This window comes from Microbacterium sp. 4R-513 (genome assembly GCF_011046485.1).
GTDB lineage: Bacteria > Actinomycetota > Actinomycetes > Actinomycetales > Microbacteriaceae > Microbacterium.
Map to the genome: position 1 here is coordinate 2,827,396 of NZ_CP049256.1, position 16,951 is coordinate 2,844,346.

General features: G+C 71.0%; 15 protein-coding genes. 7 read left to right on the forward strand and 8 right to left on the reverse strand.

Features of this window, described 5'->3' with window-relative positions; translation table 11 throughout:
- Positions 1-58: 58 nt before the first annotated feature.
- Genes G5T42_RS12405 through G5T42_RS12415 form a run of 3 tightly spaced genes read left to right on the forward strand, consistent with a single transcriptional unit; the run spans position 59 to position 2,999 of the window.
- A complete protein-coding gene (locus tag G5T42_RS12405; RefSeq protein ID WP_165128928.1) occupies positions 59-556 on the forward strand; it encodes a hypothetical protein in 498 nt (165 codons plus the stop codon).
- A 5-nt stretch (positions 557-561) separates the two neighbouring features.
- Positions 562-1,425 carry an FAD:protein FMN transferase gene (locus G5T42_RS12410; RefSeq protein ID WP_165128930.1) on the forward strand — a complete coding sequence of 288 codons (864 nt, stop codon included), beginning with the start codon at positions 562-564 and terminating at the stop codon, positions 1,423-1,425.
- Positions 1,422-2,999 carry a flavodoxin reductase gene (locus G5T42_RS12415; RefSeq protein ID WP_165128932.1) on the forward strand — a complete coding sequence of 526 codons (1,578 nt, stop codon included), beginning with the start codon at positions 1,422-1,424 and terminating at the stop codon, positions 2,997-2,999. Before G5T42_RS12410 ends, G5T42_RS12415 begins: the two co-directional genes overlap by 4 nt.
- A gap of 169 nt (positions 3,000-3,168) precedes the next feature.
- Here the strand turns inward: G5T42_RS12415 and G5T42_RS12420 are convergent, their stop codons facing one another.
- Together G5T42_RS12420 and G5T42_RS12425 are read right to left on the reverse strand one after the other, a co-directional pair.
- On the reverse strand, positions 3,169-4,635 hold the full coding sequence (locus tag G5T42_RS12420) for a HAMP domain-containing sensor histidine kinase (RefSeq protein ID WP_165128934.1): 1,467 nt from the start codon (positions 4,633-4,635) through the stop codon (positions 3,169-3,171).
- A gap of 107 nt (positions 4,636-4,742) precedes the next feature.
- Positions 4,743-5,477: a response regulator transcription factor gene (locus G5T42_RS12425; RefSeq protein ID WP_165128936.1), complete on the reverse strand. Its 735-nt coding sequence runs from the start codon at positions 5,475-5,477 to the stop codon at positions 4,743-4,745.
- Between the two features lie 193 nt (positions 5,478-5,670).
- Between G5T42_RS12425 and G5T42_RS12430 the strand changes: the two genes are divergently transcribed.
- Positions 5,671-7,113, forward strand: coding sequence for an ABC transporter permease (locus G5T42_RS12430; RefSeq protein WP_165128938.1), 1,443 nt, complete (start codon positions 5,671-5,673; stop codon positions 7,111-7,113).
- On the opposite strand, the gene G5T42_RS12435 is transcribed toward G5T42_RS12430, so the two are convergent.
- Entirely contained in the window at positions 7,079-7,231 is a 153-nt protein-coding gene (locus G5T42_RS12435; RefSeq protein ID WP_165128940.1) for a hypothetical protein, read from the reverse strand. The genes G5T42_RS12430 and G5T42_RS12435 overlap by 35 nt on opposite strands.
- Here G5T42_RS12435 and G5T42_RS12440 point away from each other — a divergent pair.
- Positions 7,230-7,961, forward strand: a complete 732-nt coding sequence (locus G5T42_RS12440; protein WP_165128942.1) for an ABC transporter ATP-binding protein — start codon at positions 7,230-7,232, stop codon at positions 7,959-7,961. The genes G5T42_RS12435 and G5T42_RS12440 overlap by 2 nt on opposite strands.
- Before the next feature lie 104 nt (positions 7,962-8,065).
- Complete coding sequence (locus tag G5T42_RS12445; RefSeq protein ID WP_165128944.1) at positions 8,066-9,079, forward strand: magnesium and cobalt transport protein CorA; 1,014 nt, start codon at positions 8,066-8,068, stop codon at positions 9,077-9,079.
- Here the strand turns inward: G5T42_RS12445 and G5T42_RS12450 are convergent.
- The 4 genes from G5T42_RS12450 to G5T42_RS12465 are packed head-to-tail and all read right to left on the reverse strand — an operon-like array spanning position 9,057 to position 13,827.
- Positions 9,057-10,541, reverse strand: coding sequence for a glycosylase (locus G5T42_RS12450; RefSeq protein WP_165128946.1), 1,485 nt, complete (start codon positions 10,539-10,541; stop codon positions 9,057-9,059). The two genes, G5T42_RS12445 and G5T42_RS12450, sit on opposite strands and share 23 nt — an antisense overlap.
- Complete coding sequence (locus G5T42_RS12455) at positions 10,538-11,566, reverse strand: glycosyltransferase (protein ID WP_165128948.1); 1,029 nt, start codon at positions 11,564-11,566, stop codon at positions 10,538-10,540. Before G5T42_RS12455 ends, G5T42_RS12450 begins: the two co-directional genes overlap by 4 nt.
- A complete protein-coding gene (locus G5T42_RS12460) occupies positions 11,563-12,696 on the reverse strand; it encodes a glycosyltransferase (RefSeq protein WP_165128950.1) in 1,134 nt (377 codons plus the stop codon). Before G5T42_RS12460 ends, G5T42_RS12455 begins: the two co-directional genes overlap by 4 nt.
- Before the next feature lie 36 nt (positions 12,697-12,732).
- Positions 12,733-13,827 (reverse strand): glycosyltransferase family 4 protein, encoded by a 1,095-nt coding sequence (locus G5T42_RS12465; RefSeq protein WP_165128952.1) that lies wholly within the window; start codon positions 13,825-13,827, stop codon positions 12,733-12,735.
- A 180-nt stretch (positions 13,828-14,007) separates the two neighbouring features.
- On the opposite strand from G5T42_RS12465, the gene G5T42_RS12470 reads away from it, so the two are divergent.
- On the forward strand, positions 14,008-15,348 hold the full coding sequence (locus G5T42_RS12470) for an FAD-binding oxidoreductase (RefSeq protein WP_165128954.1): 1,341 nt from the start codon (positions 14,008-14,010) through the stop codon (positions 15,346-15,348).
- Between the two features lie 68 nt (positions 15,349-15,416).
- Here G5T42_RS12470 and gndA read toward each other — a convergent pair whose 3' ends face one another.
- On the reverse strand, positions 15,417-16,913 hold the full coding sequence (gene gndA, locus G5T42_RS12475) for an NADP-dependent phosphogluconate dehydrogenase (protein WP_277601783.1): 1,497 nt from the start codon (positions 16,911-16,913) through the stop codon (positions 15,417-15,419).
- Positions 16,914-16,951 lie beyond the last annotated feature (38 nt).

The window sequence follows — 16,951 nt, forward strand, 5'->3', positions numbered from 1 at the left end:
CCGTGTCACCTAGCGTGGGATGAGACCCACAGACGAGGCACGACTCGAGAGGACCACCATGATCCGCACGACCGCCGTACCCCGCCCGCTTCGCGCAGGCGCCGCCGTCATCGGCGTCGCGGGCGTGATCGCGCTCGCCGGCTGCTCCGCGACCGACACCGCATCGAACGCCGACAACACCGACCCGGGAGCCACCGATACGAGCACGCAGAGCGGCTCCGGATCGCAGGCGTCCGACACCGATTCGAGCGCGGCGTCGACCTACGTCGACGGCACCTACACGGCCGAGGGGTCGTACGCGACGCCCGAGTCCGTCGAACAGATCAGCGTCACGGTCACCCTTCAGGACGACGTCGTCACCGACGTCGAGGTGAGCGGCAATCCGACCAAGCGCGAGTCCAAGGAGTACCAGAGCAAGTTCATCGGCGGGATCGCCGACGCCGTCGTGGGGCAGGACATCGACTCGATCTCGGTGAGTCGTGTCGCGGGCTCGTCGCTCACGAGCGGCGGGTTCAACCAGGCGATCGAGCAGATCAAGGCCGAGGCCTCGGGCTGACGCGCATGACCGAGCGCTCGGTCTGGAGGTTCGACGCGATCGGCACCGTGTGGGAGGTCGAGACGCGGCATCCGCTCCCGGAGGAGTCCCGCGACGCCGTCGCCGCGCGCATCGAGGACTTCGACGCGATCTGGTCGCGCTTCCGGCCCGACTCTCTCGTCGCACGGCTGGCGCGCGAGGGCGGTGCCGTACCTGCCCCCGCGGATGCCGCGGCGATGCTCGACGCCTACGCCGAGGTGTCTCGCGCGACCGACGGTGCGGTCAATCCGCTCGTGGGCGAGTCGCTCGCCCGCCGCGGCTACGACGCGACCTACTCCTTCGCCGATCGAGGCCCCACGCCCGCGCCGGCCGACTGGCGCGCGATCGTGCACTGGTCCGACACCACGCTCGAGGTGCGAGCGCCTGCCCTCCTCGATGTGGGCGCCCTCGGCAAGGGCCGCCTCGTCGACCTCGTCCTCGAGACCCTCGCGCCGTGGGCGCAGGGCGACGTCGTGGTGGATGCCGGCGGCGACCTGGCCGTGCGGGGCGGCCCGCAGCGCGTGGGTCTGGAGCATCCGTACGATCCTCGCCGTGCGATCGGGGTCGTGGAGGTGACGGATGCCGCGCTCTGCGCGTCCGCGACGAACCGGCGCGCGTGGGGCGACGGCCTGCATCATGTGCTCGACGCCCGGACGGGCGAGCCGGTGCGCGCCATCGTCGCGACGTGGGCGATCGGTCCGACGGCGATGCGCGCGGACGCCGCCGCGACGGCCCTCTTCTTCGACGGCGGGCCGGCCCTCGCCCACGACTGGGGCGCGGAGTGGGTGCGGATGACGAGCGACGGCCGCGTCGAGTGGTCGCCCGACAGTAAGGCAGAGTTGTTCACGTGATCGGAACCCTCACGTCGCTCTGGAACCGCGTCTTCTCGGTGCTCGGACGCGTCTCGATGTATCGCCTGGCGTATCTGTGCCTCGCGGCCCTCGCGGTCATCGCCTTCCTCGTGTCGTTCACGGGAGCCATCGCGCCTACTCCGCTCGAGCTGCTCGTGACGCTCGCGGTTCTCGCGGCCGTCTGCTCGGCGACGGATGCCGCGGCACAGTCGATCCTCAAGCTGCCCTGGCGCATCGAGTCCTCGCTCATCACGGCGCACATCCTGCTCTTCGTGCTGCGGCCGACGCTCGACCTGGCGGCCCTCGTCGGGATCGCGCTCGCCGGGGTCGTGGCATCCCTCTCGAAGTACGTCCTGGCATGGCGCGGCCGCCACATCTTCAACCCCGCGGCCGCCGGTGCTGCGGTGCTCACGATCGTGAGCGTCTGGGTGCCGGCTCTCGGCGCCTCGGCGTGGTGGGTCGGCACGCCGGTCCTCGCGGCGCCCGTCGTCGTGCTCGGGGCGCTCGTGCTCCTGCGCACCGAGAAGGTCCGCGTCGTGACGGTGTTCCTCGTCATCGCGGTCGCGGTGTCGGTGGTGCGGGTCTCGGCCCTCTACCAGTCGCTCGGCACGACCTTCGACGCGTGGGACGTCTTCTGGCAGATCCTCTGGTCCTCGCCGTTCCTGTTCCTCGGGGCGTTCATGCTGTCCGAGCCCCTCACGATGCCGCCGCGCCGCTGGCAGCAGTTCACGGTGGCCGCGGTGGTCGGGGTCCTCGCGGGCTGGCCCATCCCGATCGGCGAGATCAGCCTCGGTCAGGAGCGCGCGCTGCTCGTCGGCAACCTCGTGGCCTTCGCCTTCGCCTTCTCGCAGCGCTCGGCCGTGCGGCTCACGCTGGAGTCGCGCAACAACCTCACGCCGACCGTGAAGCAGCTGACCTTCCGCACGCACAGTCGCCTGGCGTTCACGCCCGGGCAGTACCTCGAGCTCGAGGTGCCGCACCGGCATCCCGACGCGCGGGGGACGCGCCGCGAGTTCAGCATCGCCTCGGCGCCCGAGGACCTGCCGGAGCTGCGCGTGGCGTTCCGCGAGAGCAACGGCCCCGACGTCAAGCCGCAGTCGTCCTACAAGAAGGCCCTCGCGGAGGTCGCGCCAGGCGGCGTGCTCGCCGTGACGGGCGTGTGGGGCGACTTCGTGCTGCCGAAGCGGTCGTCGAGCCCCCTCCTCCTGGTCGCGGCCGGCATCGGCATCACGCCGTTCGTCTCGCAGCTGCGCCATCAGCAGCTGGCGGGCGACGACCGCGACATCGTGCTCGTCTACGTCGCATCCGAAGCGTCGGAGCTCGCTTTCCGCCCCGAGCTCGAGGCGTCCGGCGTCCCGGTGATCGTCTTCACGCGCGACGAGCCGAAGGACATGCCGCGCAACTGGATGTGGGCCCGCGGCGTGCGCCTCGACGCCGACGGCCTGCTGCGGGTCGTGCCCGACATCGCGGCGCGCCACGCCTACATCTCGGGTCCGTCGGGGCTCATCGCGGAGCTCGCGCCCGCCCTCGAGAAGGCCCGTTCGATCGCGACCGACGCCTTCTCGGGGTACTGAGCAGGGGACGGATGCCTCGGGCCGGCGTCTTCGGGCGTCCGGGGCGTCTCGTCTCGCTTCGCTCGCTCAACGACCGGCGGGCCCGGGACCGCGGGAGAGCCATCCACCCCCGGTCGTTGAGCGGAGGCGCGCAGCACCGAAGACGAAACGCGCCGAGCCCGCGAAGCGCTCAGCCCGCGGCCGGGTCGGCCGGGCGAGCGGGGAGGCGCACCTCGAACGTCGTGTCGCCCGGCTCGCTGGCGACCGTGATGATGCCGCCGTGGGCCGCGACGATCGCCCTCGCGATGGAGAGGCCGAGGCCCGTGCCGCCGGTCTTCCGCGCGCGTGAGCGGTCGGCACGCGCGAAGCGCTCGAAGAGCTCGGCCTTGATGGCCGGGTCGACGCCCGGTCCGTCGTCGTGCACGCGGAGCACGGCATCCTTCCCGTCCCGCAGGACCGTCGTCGTCACGGTCGTTCCGGCCGGTGTGTGGGCGCGCGCATTGGCGAGGAGGTTCGCCGCCACCTGGTGGAGCCTGCCCGAGTCGCCCGCGATGACGACGGGTTCCTCGCCCACTTCGAGCACCCACTCGTGTTCGGGCCCAGCGGGGCGTGCGTCCTCGACGGCCTCGATCGCGAGCTTCGTGAGGTCGACCGAGCCGTACACGAGCTCCTGGCCCTCGTCGAGCCGCGCGAGGAGCAGCAGGTCCTCGACGAGCGTCGTCATGCGCAGCGACTGCGCCTGGATGCGCTCGAGCGACTGCCCCGTGGTCTCGATCGTGACGGGCTCCGAGATGCCGGATGCCTCGGCCTGGCGGAGCGCGCGCAGGGACAGCTCGCTGTAGCCCCGGATCGAGGCGAGCGGAGTGCGCAGCTCGTGGCTGGCGTCCGCGACGAAACGGCGCATCCGCTCCTCGTTGCGCTGCCGGGCGTCCAGCGACGAGTCGACATGGTCGAGCAGGGTGTTGAGCGCGTGGCCGACCCGCCCGATCTCGGTGCGGTCGTCGGCTTCCTCCTCGGGCACGCGCTCCTCGATCGTGACGGAGCCCTCCGACATGGGAAGCGCGGCCACCCGGGTCGCGGTGTCCGCGACGGCGCGCAGTGGCCTGAGGCCCGCCCGCACGACGAGGGCGATCGCGACGCCGAGGAGCACGAGGCCGGCCGCGGTCACGATGAGGATCGCCGAGAAAAGCTGGGCGACGGTCTTCTGCACTTCGCTGAGGGGCAGGCCGATGACGGCGACGGTCTGATTGGGCAGCTGATCGGCGTACACCCGGTACTCGCCGAGCCCGTCGACACTCACGGTGTACAGGCCAGGGCGCTGGATGCCGTCGCCGATCGCGTCGACCTGAGCGCCGGTGAGGGCCTTCACGGTGCCGTCGGAGGCCACGACGGCGCCCGTCGCGGCGGGGTCGTCGGGTCCCCGCGTGACGAGCAGGACACCCTCCTCCTGGCGTCCGGCGGTGAGGACGTCGTAGGCGGTGAGGTCCTGGTCGCCGCCCGGCCCGGCTTCCAGCCGAAGGATGTTCTGGCCCGTGATGGTGGCCGTCTCCTGCACCTTGGCGTTGAGGTTCTCCTGGAGGATCTGCCCGAGGAACGCGCTGATCGCGACGGCGACACCGACGAGGATCAACGCGACGATGGCGGTGATCGTGACCATGAGCCGCGTCTGCAGGCTCCACGGCCGGCGGCGCCGGACTGCCCGGGCAGGCGGCACGGGAACCGCCCCCGTAACGGGCGGTGGGGGAGCGGTTGCTGGGGGATGAGTCACTGCGGGGCTTTGATCATGTACCCGACACCGCGGACGGTGTGGATGAGCGGCTCGCGCCCCTGGTCGATCTTCTTGCGGAGGTACGAGATGTACAGCTCGACGACGCTCGAGCGGCCGCCGAAGTCGTAGTTCCACACGCGGTCGAGGATCTGCGCCTTCGACACGACGCGGCGCTGATTGCGCATCAGGTATCGGAGCAGCTCGAACTCGGTCGCCGTGAGCTCGATCGCCTCGCCGGCGCGCTCGACCTCGTGGCTGTCCTCGTTGAGCGACAGGTCGCCGACCCGGAGGATGGGCTCCGCGTCGCTGGCCATCGCCGTGCCCGCGCGCCGCATGAGCCCCCGAAGGCGTGCGACGACCTCTTCGAGGCTGAACGGCTTCGTCACGTAGTCGTCGCCGCCGGCCGTGAGTCCGGCGACGCGGTCGCTGACAGCATCCTTCGCCGTCAGGAAGAGCACGGGGACGTCGTTGCCGGACTGCCGGAGACGCTGCAGCACGGCCATCCCGTCGAGGTCGGGCATCATCACGTCGAGCACCATGGCGTCGGGCTCGAAGTCCCGGGCGCCCTGCAGCGCCTGGAAGCCGGATGCTGCGGTGCGGACGTCCCAGCCCTCCATGCGGAGCGCCATCGAGAGCAGGTCGGTGAGCATCTGCTCGTCGTCGACCACGAGGACGCGGAGGGCCGAGCCGTCGGGCCGGCGCAGTGCGGGAGCGGGAGCTGTCACGGTCATGCCACCATCCTGAGTCGCCTACCTTTGCGGCTCCTATGGGGAATCCTATGGTTCGCCTGTGAAACGGGAAGGGGGCGACGGATGCTTCGTCCCCCGGTCATATGCGATCCATAGGTCGCACTGGACCACCGCATCGGCCGCGTCCCTACTTTCGTCGCTGACGGCCGGCCCCTCGCCTGCCGGAAGGAGAGACATGTACTGGACGTATCTGCGGCGGGAACTGGCCGGCCGCAAGAAGCAGACGATCATCGTCGCGGCGGGTCTCGCGATCGCGATCGCCCTCGTGATCGTCGTGAACGCGCTGTCGGCGGGTGTGCGCGACGCGCAGGCCCAAGCGCTCGACTCGGTCTACGGCGTGGGCACTGACCTGACGGTGACCGGCGCGCAGGCCCAGCCGGGCGATGCGCCTCCGACTCGATTCGAGTTCGGTCAGGACGGCGGCCAGACCTCGGACGACGGCACGACCGAACTCTCGCAGTCGCGGCTGATCCCCGACCTCATGCGCGGGACGCTCGATGCCGGGACGGTCGACACCGTGTCGGGCGTCGACGGGGTGGCCGCGGCATCCGGAGCGCTCGCCCTCACCAATGCGACGTTCTCCGGCGAGCTCCCGCCCCCGCCGGACTCGGCCGATCAGGGCGACGTCGTGCAGGCGCCCCAGGACGGCGGAGGGGGCGGCGGATTCGCCGGTGGCGCATTCGACGTCGAATCGTTCAGCGTGCTCGGGATCGATCCGTCACAGGCCGACGTCGGGCCGCTCTCGTCGGTCTCGGTCGTCGACGGCCGGGCGCTGACGTCCGAGGACACCGGCCAGCATGTGGCGGTGCTCGACGAGACCTACGCCACTTCCGCCGACGTGGCCGTCGGCGACACGATCGACGTCGGCGGCACCGACATGAAGGTCGTCGGCATCGTCGCCTCGACCTCCAGCGACGCCGACACCGCAGCGAACGTCTACATCCCGCTCGACGTGGCGCAAGAGCTCTCCGGCATGGGTGACGTCGTCTCGACGATCTATGTGCAGGCCGCCTCCGCCGATGACATCGCCGCTGTGCAGTCGGCGCTGAAAGCGGCCCTCCCCGACGCCACTGTCAGCTCACAGTCCGAGCTCGCCTCGACGGTCTCCGGCTCGCTCTCCAGCGCCACGGCGCTCATCACGAACCTGGGCACCTGGCTGTCGATCCTCGTGCTCGCGGTCGCCGTCGTGCTCGCCGTACTGTTCACGATCTCCGGCGTATCGCGCCGCACTCGCGAGTTCGGCACGCTCAAGGCGATCGGGTGGTCGAACGGCCGTGTCGTCGGACAGGTCGCCGGCGAGTCGGTCGTGCAGGGGCTTCTCGGGGGTGCCGCGGGCCTCATCATCGGACTCGCGGGCATCTGGGCGATCAACCTCATCTCACCGACGATCTCGAGCGCGCCGGCGGCTCCGCAGAACGGCCCGGGCGGCGCGGGACCCGGCTTGCTGGGCGATCTCGGCACGACGACGAGCGACATCGTGCTGTCGGCGCCCGTCACGACCTGGGTCGTGGTGGCCGCCGTCGGCCTGGCGATCGCCGGCGGTCTGATCGCCGGCGCCTTCGGCGGCTGGCGGGCGGCGCGCCTCAGCCCCGCAGAGGCTCTGCGGTCGGTCGGGTGAGTGCCGTGGATGCCGCGACCTTCGACAGCTCGGCCCGGCCGACCGGCTCGCCCGGGACCACGACGACGAACACGTCCATGACGAAGAACACGACCATGACCACGACAGGAGATGCCATGACCATCATCGAGAACTCCGCCTCGCCCGCGCACGGCGACCTCGTGCCCCCGCCCCTCTATCGCCTCGCGGGCGTGACCCGCACGTACGAGCAGAAGGGGCGTACGGTGCACGCGCTGACGGGCGTCGACCTGGAGATCGCGGCGGGCGACTTCGTCGCAATCCAGGGTCCGACCGGCGGCGGCAAGTCGACGCTTCTGCAGCTCCTGGGCGCACTCGATAGGCCGTCGTCGGGTTCGGTCGTCCTGGGGGAGACGGATGCCGCATCCGCCTCGAACGCGGAGCTCGGCCGCCTGCGGGCCGAGGAGATCGGGTTCGTCTTCCAGGGGTTCAATCTCATCCCGACGCTGACGGCCCACGAGAACGTCGACATGGCGCTCGAGCCGCTCGGCCTGTCCAGAAGCGACCGGGCGGACCGCGTCGCGGAGTCGCTCGCGCACGTGGGGCTCGCGGACCGGGCCGACCATCGTCCCGGTGAGCTCTCCGGCGGGCAGCAGCAGCGCGTCGCGATCGCCCGGGCGATCGTCAAGCGTCCCCGCGTGCTCCTCGCCGACGAGCCGACGGGCAACCTCGACGAGAGCATGCGCGACGAGATCCTGGCGGTGCTCGAGGCGCTCAACGCCGAGGGGCTGACGCTCGTGGTCGTGACTCACGACTCGGCCGTCGCGAGGCGCGCCCGCCGGCGGCTGCGCCTCGACAAGGGCACGGTACGCGACATCACGCGGGGCTGAGGCATCCGTCCCCTTCGCGGGACTCCACGAGCGGCGCCCGGCACGTCGTGTCGAGCGCACCACGTGGAGTCCCGCGGTTCCCTCCGCGACCTAGGGTGGCTGTTATGGCTCTGATCGACTCCGCCGTCTACCTGGGCGGCCGGCGCGCCGAGGGTGGGCGCGATCCCGCGAGGATCGTGACCGAGGCCCGCGCTCAGGGCGGTATGGCGTGGATCTCGCTGAGCCGCACGGACGCCGACGAGCTGCAGACCCTCGCGGATGTGCTGGGGCTGCACCCGCTCGCCGTGCGCGACTGCCTGAAGGGACACCAGCGCAGCAAGCTGGAGCGCTACGACGACATGACGTTCGTCGTCCTCCAGCCGGCCCGCTACTTCGACGACCGCGAGACGGTCGAGTGCTCCGAGGTCGACCTCTTCGTCGGACCCGACTACGTCGTGACCGTCGACAGCGACGACCAGATCGACGACGAGGTCGTGCGGCGCAACCTCGACGCCCACCCCCAGATCCTCGCGAAGGGACCCTACGCCGTGCTCTGGGGGATGGTGGAGCACGTGCTGACCGGCTACGGTCCCGTGCTCTCGGGTCTCGAGAACGACATCGACGAGATCGAGGACCAGCTGTTCTCGAATGACGAGAACGTCTCACGGCGCATCTTCAAGCTTCAGCGCGAGGTCATCGACCTGCAGCACGCGACGGCCCCGCTTCCCGACATGCTGGAGCGGGTGCAGGACATCGTCGCCGGCTCGACGAAGCCGGGGGCGGCGCCCGCGTTCCACGATGTGGAGGACACGGCCCGGCACCTGATGGATCGCGTCGACGCCTTCAAGCACACGCTGGAGTCGGCGCTGGGCGTGCACGCGACTCTCGTCGAGCAGGCGAACAGCGAGGCCATGCGCCGCATGACCGAGTTCAGCATCACGCAGAACGACCAGGTCAAGAAGGTCTCATCGTGGGCGGCGATCCTGTTCGCCCCGACGCTCGTCGGCACGATCTACGGCATGAACTTCCAGTACATGCCCGAGCTGTCGTGGCCGTGGGGCTACCCGATGGCGCTCACGCTGATGGTCGCGACGAGCGTGACGCTCTATTTCCTGTTCAAGCGCCGCGGCTGGCTGTAGCCGGCTCGGGCTCGAGAGCAGTGAACAGGTCGTCGAGGCCCGTGGAGAAGACGCGGATGCGGGAGTCGCCCACGCCGACCGGGACCCACAGGGTCTCGCGGTGGACGATGGCGCCGCATGAGTACACGACGCGGGGCACGTACCCGTCGGCGAGGTCGCCGTACGGCTGAAGGAGCGGCGATCTGGTACGGCGGATCACCTTCGACGGGTCGTCGAGGTCGAGCACGATCGCGCCGAGCGAATAGGTGCGGAGAGGCCCGACGCCGTGCGTGAGCACGAGCCACCCCTCCGGGGTCTCGATCGGCGACCCGCAGTTGCCGAGCTGGATGAGCTCCCACGTCTCGCGGGGGGAGCAGATCGGGCCGAGATCGTCCCACACGAGCCCGTCCTCCGACGACGCGAGCGAGATGCTCTCCCCGCCCAGGCGGGTGAGTGCGAGATGCCGCCCGCCGACGAGGCGCGGGAACAGCGCCATCCCCTTGTTGTGCGACCCCGTCCCGGTGAGCCGGTGGAACGAGAAGTCGACGAGGTCGGGGGACGTGATGAGCCGCGGCGCGATGCGCGTGCCGTCGTAGGCGGTGTACGTCGCGCGGTACGTCTCGCGGCCGTCCTCGTCGGTGAAGCGCACGAAGCGGGCGTCCTCCACGCCCCGGTCCTCATCCGGCGTGACCGGGAGCAGCGTGCGCGCGCTCAGCGGGGACTCCGACGGGAACGCCGCATCGTAGGCGGACCTCGCGAGGTCGCGCAGGAGGTGGAGGGGCGCCGAGCTGCTCGGCCGCATCGACACCGAGTGGGGGAGACCTGCGATCGCCGCCTCCAGGTCGTCGTAGCCGAAGCGCTCGGGGAGCGTCGGGATCACCGCGCTCGCGAGGTCGCCGTGGCCGCCGCTGTCGATGAGGGCACGGGCGAAGTGCGCGCGCGACCACTCGCCCGCCTCGATGCCGGGTCGTTGGAGGGGGCGTGCGCGTTCGCCGAAAGTCCAGGAATCGTCGGCGCCGATGACGGCCTCAGCGAATCCGATCGACGAGATGTGGCCCTCGCCGATGCAGCGGAGCGAGACGGCGACGCGCAGCTCACCGGCGGCGAGCCCGTCCTGCGACGGATGCGGGACAGCGCTCGGGTTGCAGAGCGCTGCGCCCTCGACGGCGAAGTCCGCCGTGAAGACCGAGCCGATGACGACCCTCTGGTCGTGCGACAGCGCGTCGTCGTCGACGGATCGGTCGACGACCGCCTCGGCGTGCGCCACGAGGGTCTGCGCGGCATCCCCGTGTCGAGACGAGAAGTCGGCGGCGGCCCGCTCGGCGGTCGCCGCGAGGGCTTCGGGCGACATGGCCAGGACGCGGGCGACGATGCTGTCGACGCGGGCGTCCGAGGAAGCGGGATCCTCGCCCGGCAGGAAGAAGCGCGTGACGACGCGCCCTGGGTCGTGCTCGAGGAGGGCGTCGTGCGCCGTAAGGCTCATCGGGCCACTGTATCGAGCGCTCCCAGGCGACGGGCCTGCTGGAAGGTGCTGAGCATCGCGAGAGTCGACTCCGCACCGCGGTTCTCGTTCCGGCCCTCCGGGGTCAATCCGTCGTAGCCCGCCCCGGTCTCGGGGTCGAAGAGGCGGGTGTGGGTGTCGTTTTCGCCCAGGAACCACCTCCACGCCGACCCGACCGCGTCCCGCCAGCTGCTGTCCCCGGTGAGTTCGAACGCCCGGGCGCAGGCGTCGGCGATCGCCGCCACCTCGATCGGCTGCTGATCGAACTGAGGGCCGCGTTCACCCGGCCCGCGGCCGTGCGAGCCCGTCACCGACAGCCGGCCGTCGGTCGTCTCCACCTCGAGGAGGAATCGGAGCATGCTCAGCCCCCGGCCGAGAGCGTCGTCGTCGCCCAGTGCGTCGCCCGCCGCCAGCAGCGCCTCCGGCAGGACCGCGTTGGCATAGCGGAGGCGCGGTTCCGGCCACGGCCACGGCGCGTCACCAGGAATCCGGATCATGCGGGCGGCGTCCCGCAGCAGATCGCGGGCTGGGCCGTCGGCGGGGCGCACGCGCAGCACCTCGGCGGCCCCCAACGCGGCGAACGCCATGGCCCGTACGTGCGGCGAGCGGACGCGCGCCGCCCGGGCGAAGCCCGCGAGAGCGCGGGCCGTCTCGGCATCCGTCCGCAGTCGCGCGAACGCGACGCCGAGCGACCAGACGGCTCGTCCCCACCAGTCGCCCGTGCCGGGCCGGTCGGTGAACCGTCCGTCGGACGACATGCGATTGCGCACGCGTCCGTCCGGAGCGACCGCACTCTCGACGAACGAGAGGCAGAGCGAGGCGATGCCCGACATCGCGGGTTCGAGATGGGGCTCGCGAGCGAGGACGATCAGCGCGCGGGCCACATCGTCGACGCAATAGCCGTGCTCACGCCGGGGCGTGTCGAAGGAGGCGTGCTCGAAGACCCCCCGCGCGTCGGTCAGGCGGCGGAGGTGGGTGAAGACGGGTTCTCGCTCCCACGACGTCATGCCGCACGCTGGGCCATGGCGGACCGCGCGAGATGCCGGTACCGCTCTGCGACGACGGGCCAGGTCGCTGGCGACACTCTGCTCGCGGCCGCTTCGCGCACTCGCCGCTCGGCGTCGTCCGCCTCGAGGATCGAGCGGAGGCCCCGTGCCATCGAGGCAGGATCGCCATGGCCCGCGATGAGTCCGGCCCCGCCGCTCAGGAGCTCGACCGCGTGCGGGAATCCCGTCGCGACGACCGGGATCCCTGCGGCGACCGCCTCGGCGAGAACCCCCGACGTCGCCTGCTCGGTCGACTCGTAGGGCAGCAGGACGGCGTCCGCGGTCGCGACGAGGGCGTCGAGCTCCCGGCGATCGAGATACCGATCATCGAGGCTCACGACGCCTTCCAGGTTCAGCTCGCGGATCAGCGACTCGAGGTGTCGCCGGTACTCCTCGCCTTGGAGCGCGCGCACTTTCGGATGCGTCTGACCCGCGATGACGTACTCGACGTCCAGATCGCGCAGCTCGTCCATCGCGCGGACGCCCCATTCGAGACCCTTGCCGCGCGAGATGAGTCCCCAGGTGAGGATCCGGCGTCGCCCGGGGCGCGCATGGGTCGGGTCCGGTGCCTGTCGCGCCGCGACGCCGTGCGGGATGACCGCGATCTTGCCCCGCGAGACGCGGTAGTTCGCGAGGAGCACCTCTCGCGCGTTCTGGGTCATGACGACGACGGATGCCGCGCTGGCGCACACCCTCTCGAGCACGATGCGCTGATGCGTCGACGGTGCAGGCAGGACGGTGTGCAGCACCACGATCACCGGTACCTCGAGCGTCTCGAGAAGATGGATGACCTCGTCGCCGTCGCGCCCGCCGTAGATGCCGTACTCGTGCTGGACGATCGCCACATCGGTGGTGTCTAGTGCCGCGGCGGCTCTGCGGATGCTCCCCGCATCACCGGCGATCAGTTCGGCGACGGGTCTCGAGGTGCCCTGCGTCAGGGCGTCCCTGCGATCCAGGGGCGCGTCCAGGGCCCGCACGATGGCGACCGTGTCGTGCCCGGACTCGGTGAGAGCCGCTTCCAGGGCGTGCGTGAAGTTGGCGAGCCCGCATCGCGTGGGGGGATATGTCGACAGGATGCCGAAGCGAGTCATGAGAGCCTCTTCCGGGTATGCGAGGGTCTGTGAATTTCATCGATCGGCGCTCGGGGGCCGTCGGTGCTTCGTTCCTGGGTCATTAGACCACCGCAGCGGCGAACCCTCCGGGGACTTGACAAACGGCGACCTTTCGAGGACACCGCGATAGACCCGCAGGTAGTCGTCGACCATCCGCTCCACATCGAACCGCTCGCGTGCACGGGCGCGGACGCTTCGCCGATCGAGGCCGGCGGCCCGGGGAACGGCGGCCACGGCCTCGGGGCGACCGCTCACGACAAAACCCGTGACGCCGTCGTCGATCACCTCGGGCATCGACCCTCGCCGGTAGGCGACGACGGGTGTGCCGCAGACCATCGCCTCCACGACCGAGAGGCCGAACGGCTCGTCGAAGGCGATGGGATGCAGGAGCACCGCCGCTCCGCCGAGCACCCGGGTGCGCTCCGCCGGCCCGACGGAGCCGAGGTACACGACGGATGCCCCGTCGATGTGGGGCTGCACCTCGCGGGCGAAGTACGCGGCATCCTGGACGATCCCGCAGATGACGAGCCGGCGTCCGGCGGCGCGCGCGATGGCGATCGCGTCCGCGATGCCCTTGTCGGGATGGATGCGCCCGAAGACGACGAGATCATCGCCGGCGGGCGGCAGATCGTCGAACTCCGACAGATCGATGCCGTGGTGCACGGTGGCGACGTAATCGAGGTCGGGGGAGCGGTCGGCATCCGAGATGGAGACGAGCGCGGAGCGTGCGCGCGCATACGCCGGGAGGATGCCGGGCCCGGAGAATCCGTGGATCGTCGTGACCATCGGAGCGTGCCACGACGCATCGAATGCGAGGGGCAGCCAGTCCAGCTGATTGTGGACGAGATCGAAGTCGCCGGACAGCGCGAGCGCGTGAGCCACGTGGAGGGCTTCCCACACGCGCCCGTCCATGCTCTCGTCCTCGGCATAGCCGTGCGGTGAGATCGCCTCGAGCCGGGCCGAGGTCACCGAATCGGCGGTCGCGAAGAGAGTGACTTCGATGCCGCGCCGGACGAGGCCCTCGGTGAGAAGGCTCGTGACCCGTTCCCAGGGCCCGTAGTGCTCGGGCGGCGTGCGCCACGCGATCGGACCGAGCATCGCGATGCGCATGCCTCTCCTTTCCAGCCGCGGCGCCGCCGGCGGCGGCGTCGAGCGCGGTCTCCCGCGTCCCGCGACGCTAACCCGGCCCGGCGCTGCGCGCGATCCGCTTGACACCGCGCCCGGGCCCGTCGGGAGAGCGTGCGGAAGGCCCCCTCGTCCGTGTCGGCGCCGCGCGGTAGCGTGCCCGTCATGGATATCGCACCCCTCCGCTCCGCGGTCTCAGGAGCAGTTCTCGCCGCCGAGGATCAGGGGTGGGACGCCGCCCGCGCGTCCCACGCCGGCGTCGGCAGGCCCGACGTCATCGTCCGCGTGTCGAGCCTCGACGACGTGAGCGAGGCCGTCCGGTTCGCCGCAGCCTCCCGCCGCGTCGCCGTCGTGCGCGGTGGCGGGCACAGCGCATGGTGCACCCTCGACGAGGGGGTGCTCATCGACCTCTCGGCTCTCGACGCGGTCGAAGTCGTCGAAGATTCCGAGGGCGGGGCTCTCGTCCGCATCGGGGGCGGCGCCCGGTGGGGCGACGTCGCCCGCATCCTGTCGGACCAGGGGCTCGGGATCAGCTCGGGCGACACCGCATCGGTCGGCGTCGGCGGGCTCACCCTCGGCGGCGGCATCGGCTGGATGGTCCGCGCGTGGGGGCTGGCCGCCGATCAGCTCGTCGGCGCACAGCTGGTCACGGCGGAGGGCGAGGTCGTGGAGGTCTCGGATGCCTCCCACCCCGACCTCCTGTGGGCGCTGCGCGGCGGAGGCGGCAACTTCGGCATCGTCACGCGCTTCGACTTCCGCGCGCATGACCTGCCCGCGGTCGTCTTCGCCGAGCTCGGCCTCTCCGGCGATGCCCGGACGCTCCTCGCCGCACTCCGAGACGTCCTCGCGACGGCGCCGCGCGAGCTCACCGTGACCTACATGGACGTCCCGGCGATGGACCCGAACGCTCCGGCCGGAGCGACGATCGCCGCCTGCTGGGCAGGCGCCGATGAGGATGCGCTGCGCGCAGCTCTCGCCCCGCTCCTGGCCGTCGACGGAGTCGTCGAGAACGACCTGGCCGTGCGCGAATACCCCGACATCCTGCTCGACCATCCCGCGCCCGAGCCCGATCAGCAGATGCCGGGCTTCATCGGCGGCAACACTCTCGTCGTCGACCTCGACGAGGCGACCATCGACGCGCTGGTGGCCTTCCGCGAGAGCACCCCGGCGAGCGTCCTCTTCCTCCGCTCGCTGGGCGGGGCGTACGGCGACGTGCCGCAGGAAGCGACGCCGTTCCCCGCCCGCGACGCCACGTGGTTCGCGATGGCGGGTGGGTTCGACATTCCCGGCCTCGTCGATGACGCCGAGCGCGCGCGCCTCGCATCGGCGTGGGCCGCGATCGAAGACCGCGGCGCCGGCGTCTACGGCAACTTCTCGACGTCGACCGACCCCGCCTTCGCGGAGCGGATCTATCCCACCGAGACGATGGCGCGGCTCGCGGCCATCAAGACGAAGTGGGACCCGCGCAATCTCTTCGCGCGCAACCACAACGTCGTTCCCGCCTGAGAACGGGGCTCCCACATGACGAGAGGCCCGAGCCGGAGCGGCTCGGGCCTCTCGACATCGTCGAGGGGTCAGTGCGTGTCTTCCGCCTCGATCTCGGTGCGGTCGCCCGACCAGAGAGTGTGGAAGGTGCCCGGCTTGTCGATGCGCTTGTAGGTGTGCGCGCCGAAGAAGTCGCGCTGACCCTGGATGAGAGCCGCGGGCAGGCGCTCGGCGCGCAGGCCGTCGTAGTACGCGAGCGACGACGAGAAGGCGGGGGCGGGGATGCCGGCGGTCGCGGCGATCGTGACGATCCGGCGCCACGCGTCCTGCGCGCGCTGCAGCGCCTCGACGAAATATGGGGCCGTGAGCAGCACCGCGAGGTCGGGCTCGGTGGCGTATGCATCGGCGATGCGGTTCAGGAACTGGGCGCGGATGATGCAGCCTGCGCGCCAGATCTTCGAGACGGCACCGAGGTCGATGCTCCAGTCGTACTCGGCGGCGCCCGCGCGGATCTCGTCGAAGCCCTGCGAGTAGGCGACGATCTTCGAGGCGAAGAGGGCCAGGCGCACGTCCTCGATGAACGCGTCCTTGTCGTCGACGTCGAGGTGCACGTCCGGACCGGGCAGCTCGCGCGAGATCGAGCGCTGCTCGGGGTGGCTCGAGAGCGACCGGGCGAAGGTCGCCTCGGCGATGCCCGAGACGGGCACGCCCAGGTCGAGGGCCGTCTGCACGGTCCATGCTCCCGTGCCCTTCGCGCCCGCCTGGTCGACGATGACGTCGACGAGCGGCCGGCCCGTCTCGCCGTCGATCTGGCGGAGCACCTCGGCGGTGATCTCGATGAGGTAGGACTCGAGCTCGCCGGTGTTCCACTCGGCGAAGACGTCGGCGATCTCGGCGGGGGTCTTGCCCGTGCCTCGCCGGATGAGGTCGTACGCCTCGGCGATGAGCTGCATGTCGGCGTACTCGATGCCGTTGTGCACCATCTTCACGAAGTGGCCCGCTCCGTCGTGGCCCACGTGGGTGACGCAGGGCTCGCCCTCGGCCACAGCGGCGATCGACTTCAGGATCGGGCCGAGCGTGACCCACGACTCGTCGGGTCCGCCGGGCATGAGCGACGGGCCGTTCAGCGCACCCTCCTCACCGCCCGAGACGCCCATGCCGACGAAGTTGACGCCCGTCTCCCGGACGGCCTTCTCGCGGCGGATCGTGTCGGTGAACAGGGCGTTCCCGCCGTCGACGATGATGTCGCCGGGCTCGAAGACCTCGAGGAGGGAATCGATGACCGCGTCGGTCGGCCGGCCGGCCTTGACCATGACGACGGCGGTGCGCGGCTTGGTGAGGCGGGCCGCGAACTCCTCGTACGAGAACGCGGGGACGAACTCGGCCTCGGGGTGAGCCTCGACCAGCTCGTCGGTCTTCGAGCGGCTGCGGTTGAAGACGGCGACCGTGTTGCCCTCGCGGCTCGCGAGGTTGCGAGCGAGGTTCGATCCCATCACAGCGAGTCCGACGACGCCGATGTTGGCCGTCGCGGCGGCGGCGGCATCCGTCCCCTCGGGAGTCGGAGCGGGGCGCTCGACGTCTTCGATGCGGGGAGCACCCTCGTGCTCGGTGGTCGCCTCGTCGG

Bases quoted from the DNA above. Each gene is read 5' to 3' on its own strand.
- G5T42_RS12450 (WP_165128946.1), bottom strand. From the start codon at position 10,541: ATGAGCCTTACGGCGCACGACGCCCTCCTCGAGCACGACCCAGGGCGC.
- G5T42_RS12420 (WP_165128934.1), bottom strand. From the start codon at position 4,635: ATGGTCACGATCACCGCCATCGTCGCGTTGATCCTCGTCGGTGTCGCC.
- G5T42_RS12405 (WP_165128928.1), top strand. From the start codon at position 59: ATGATCCGCACGACCGCCGTACCCCGCCCGCTTCGCGCAGGCGCCGCC.
- G5T42_RS12445 (WP_165128944.1), top strand. From the start codon at position 8,066: ATGGCTCTGATCGACTCCGCCGTCTACCTGGGCGGCCGGCGCGCCGAG.
- G5T42_RS12465 (WP_165128952.1), bottom strand. From the start codon at position 13,827: ATGCGCATCGCGATGCTCGGTCCGATCGCGTGGCGCACGCCGCCCGAG.
- G5T42_RS12470 (WP_165128954.1), top strand. From the start codon at position 14,008: ATGGATATCGCACCCCTCCGCTCCGCGGTCTCAGGAGCAGTTCTCGCC.
- G5T42_RS12430 (WP_165128938.1), top strand. From the start codon at position 5,671: ATGTACTGGACGTATCTGCGGCGGGAACTGGCCGGCCGCAAGAAGCAG.
- G5T42_RS12435 (WP_165128940.1), bottom strand. From the start codon at position 7,231: ATGGCATCTCCTGTCGTGGTCATGGTCGTGTTCTTCGTCATGGACGTG.
- G5T42_RS12410 (WP_165128930.1), top strand. From the start codon at position 562: ATGACCGAGCGCTCGGTCTGGAGGTTCGACGCGATCGGCACCGTGTGG.
- G5T42_RS12455 (WP_165128948.1), bottom strand. From the start codon at position 11,566: ATGACGTCGTGGGAGCGAGAACCCGTCTTCACCCACCTCCGCCGCCTG.
- G5T42_RS12440 (WP_165128942.1), top strand. From the start codon at position 7,230: ATGACCATCATCGAGAACTCCGCCTCGCCCGCGCACGGCGACCTCGTG.
- G5T42_RS12460 (WP_165128950.1), bottom strand. From the start codon at position 12,696: ATGACTCGCTTCGGCATCCTGTCGACATATCCCCCCACGCGATGCGGG.
- G5T42_RS12425 (WP_165128936.1), bottom strand. From the start codon at position 5,477: ATGACCGTGACAGCTCCCGCTCCCGCACTGCGCCGGCCCGACGGCTCG.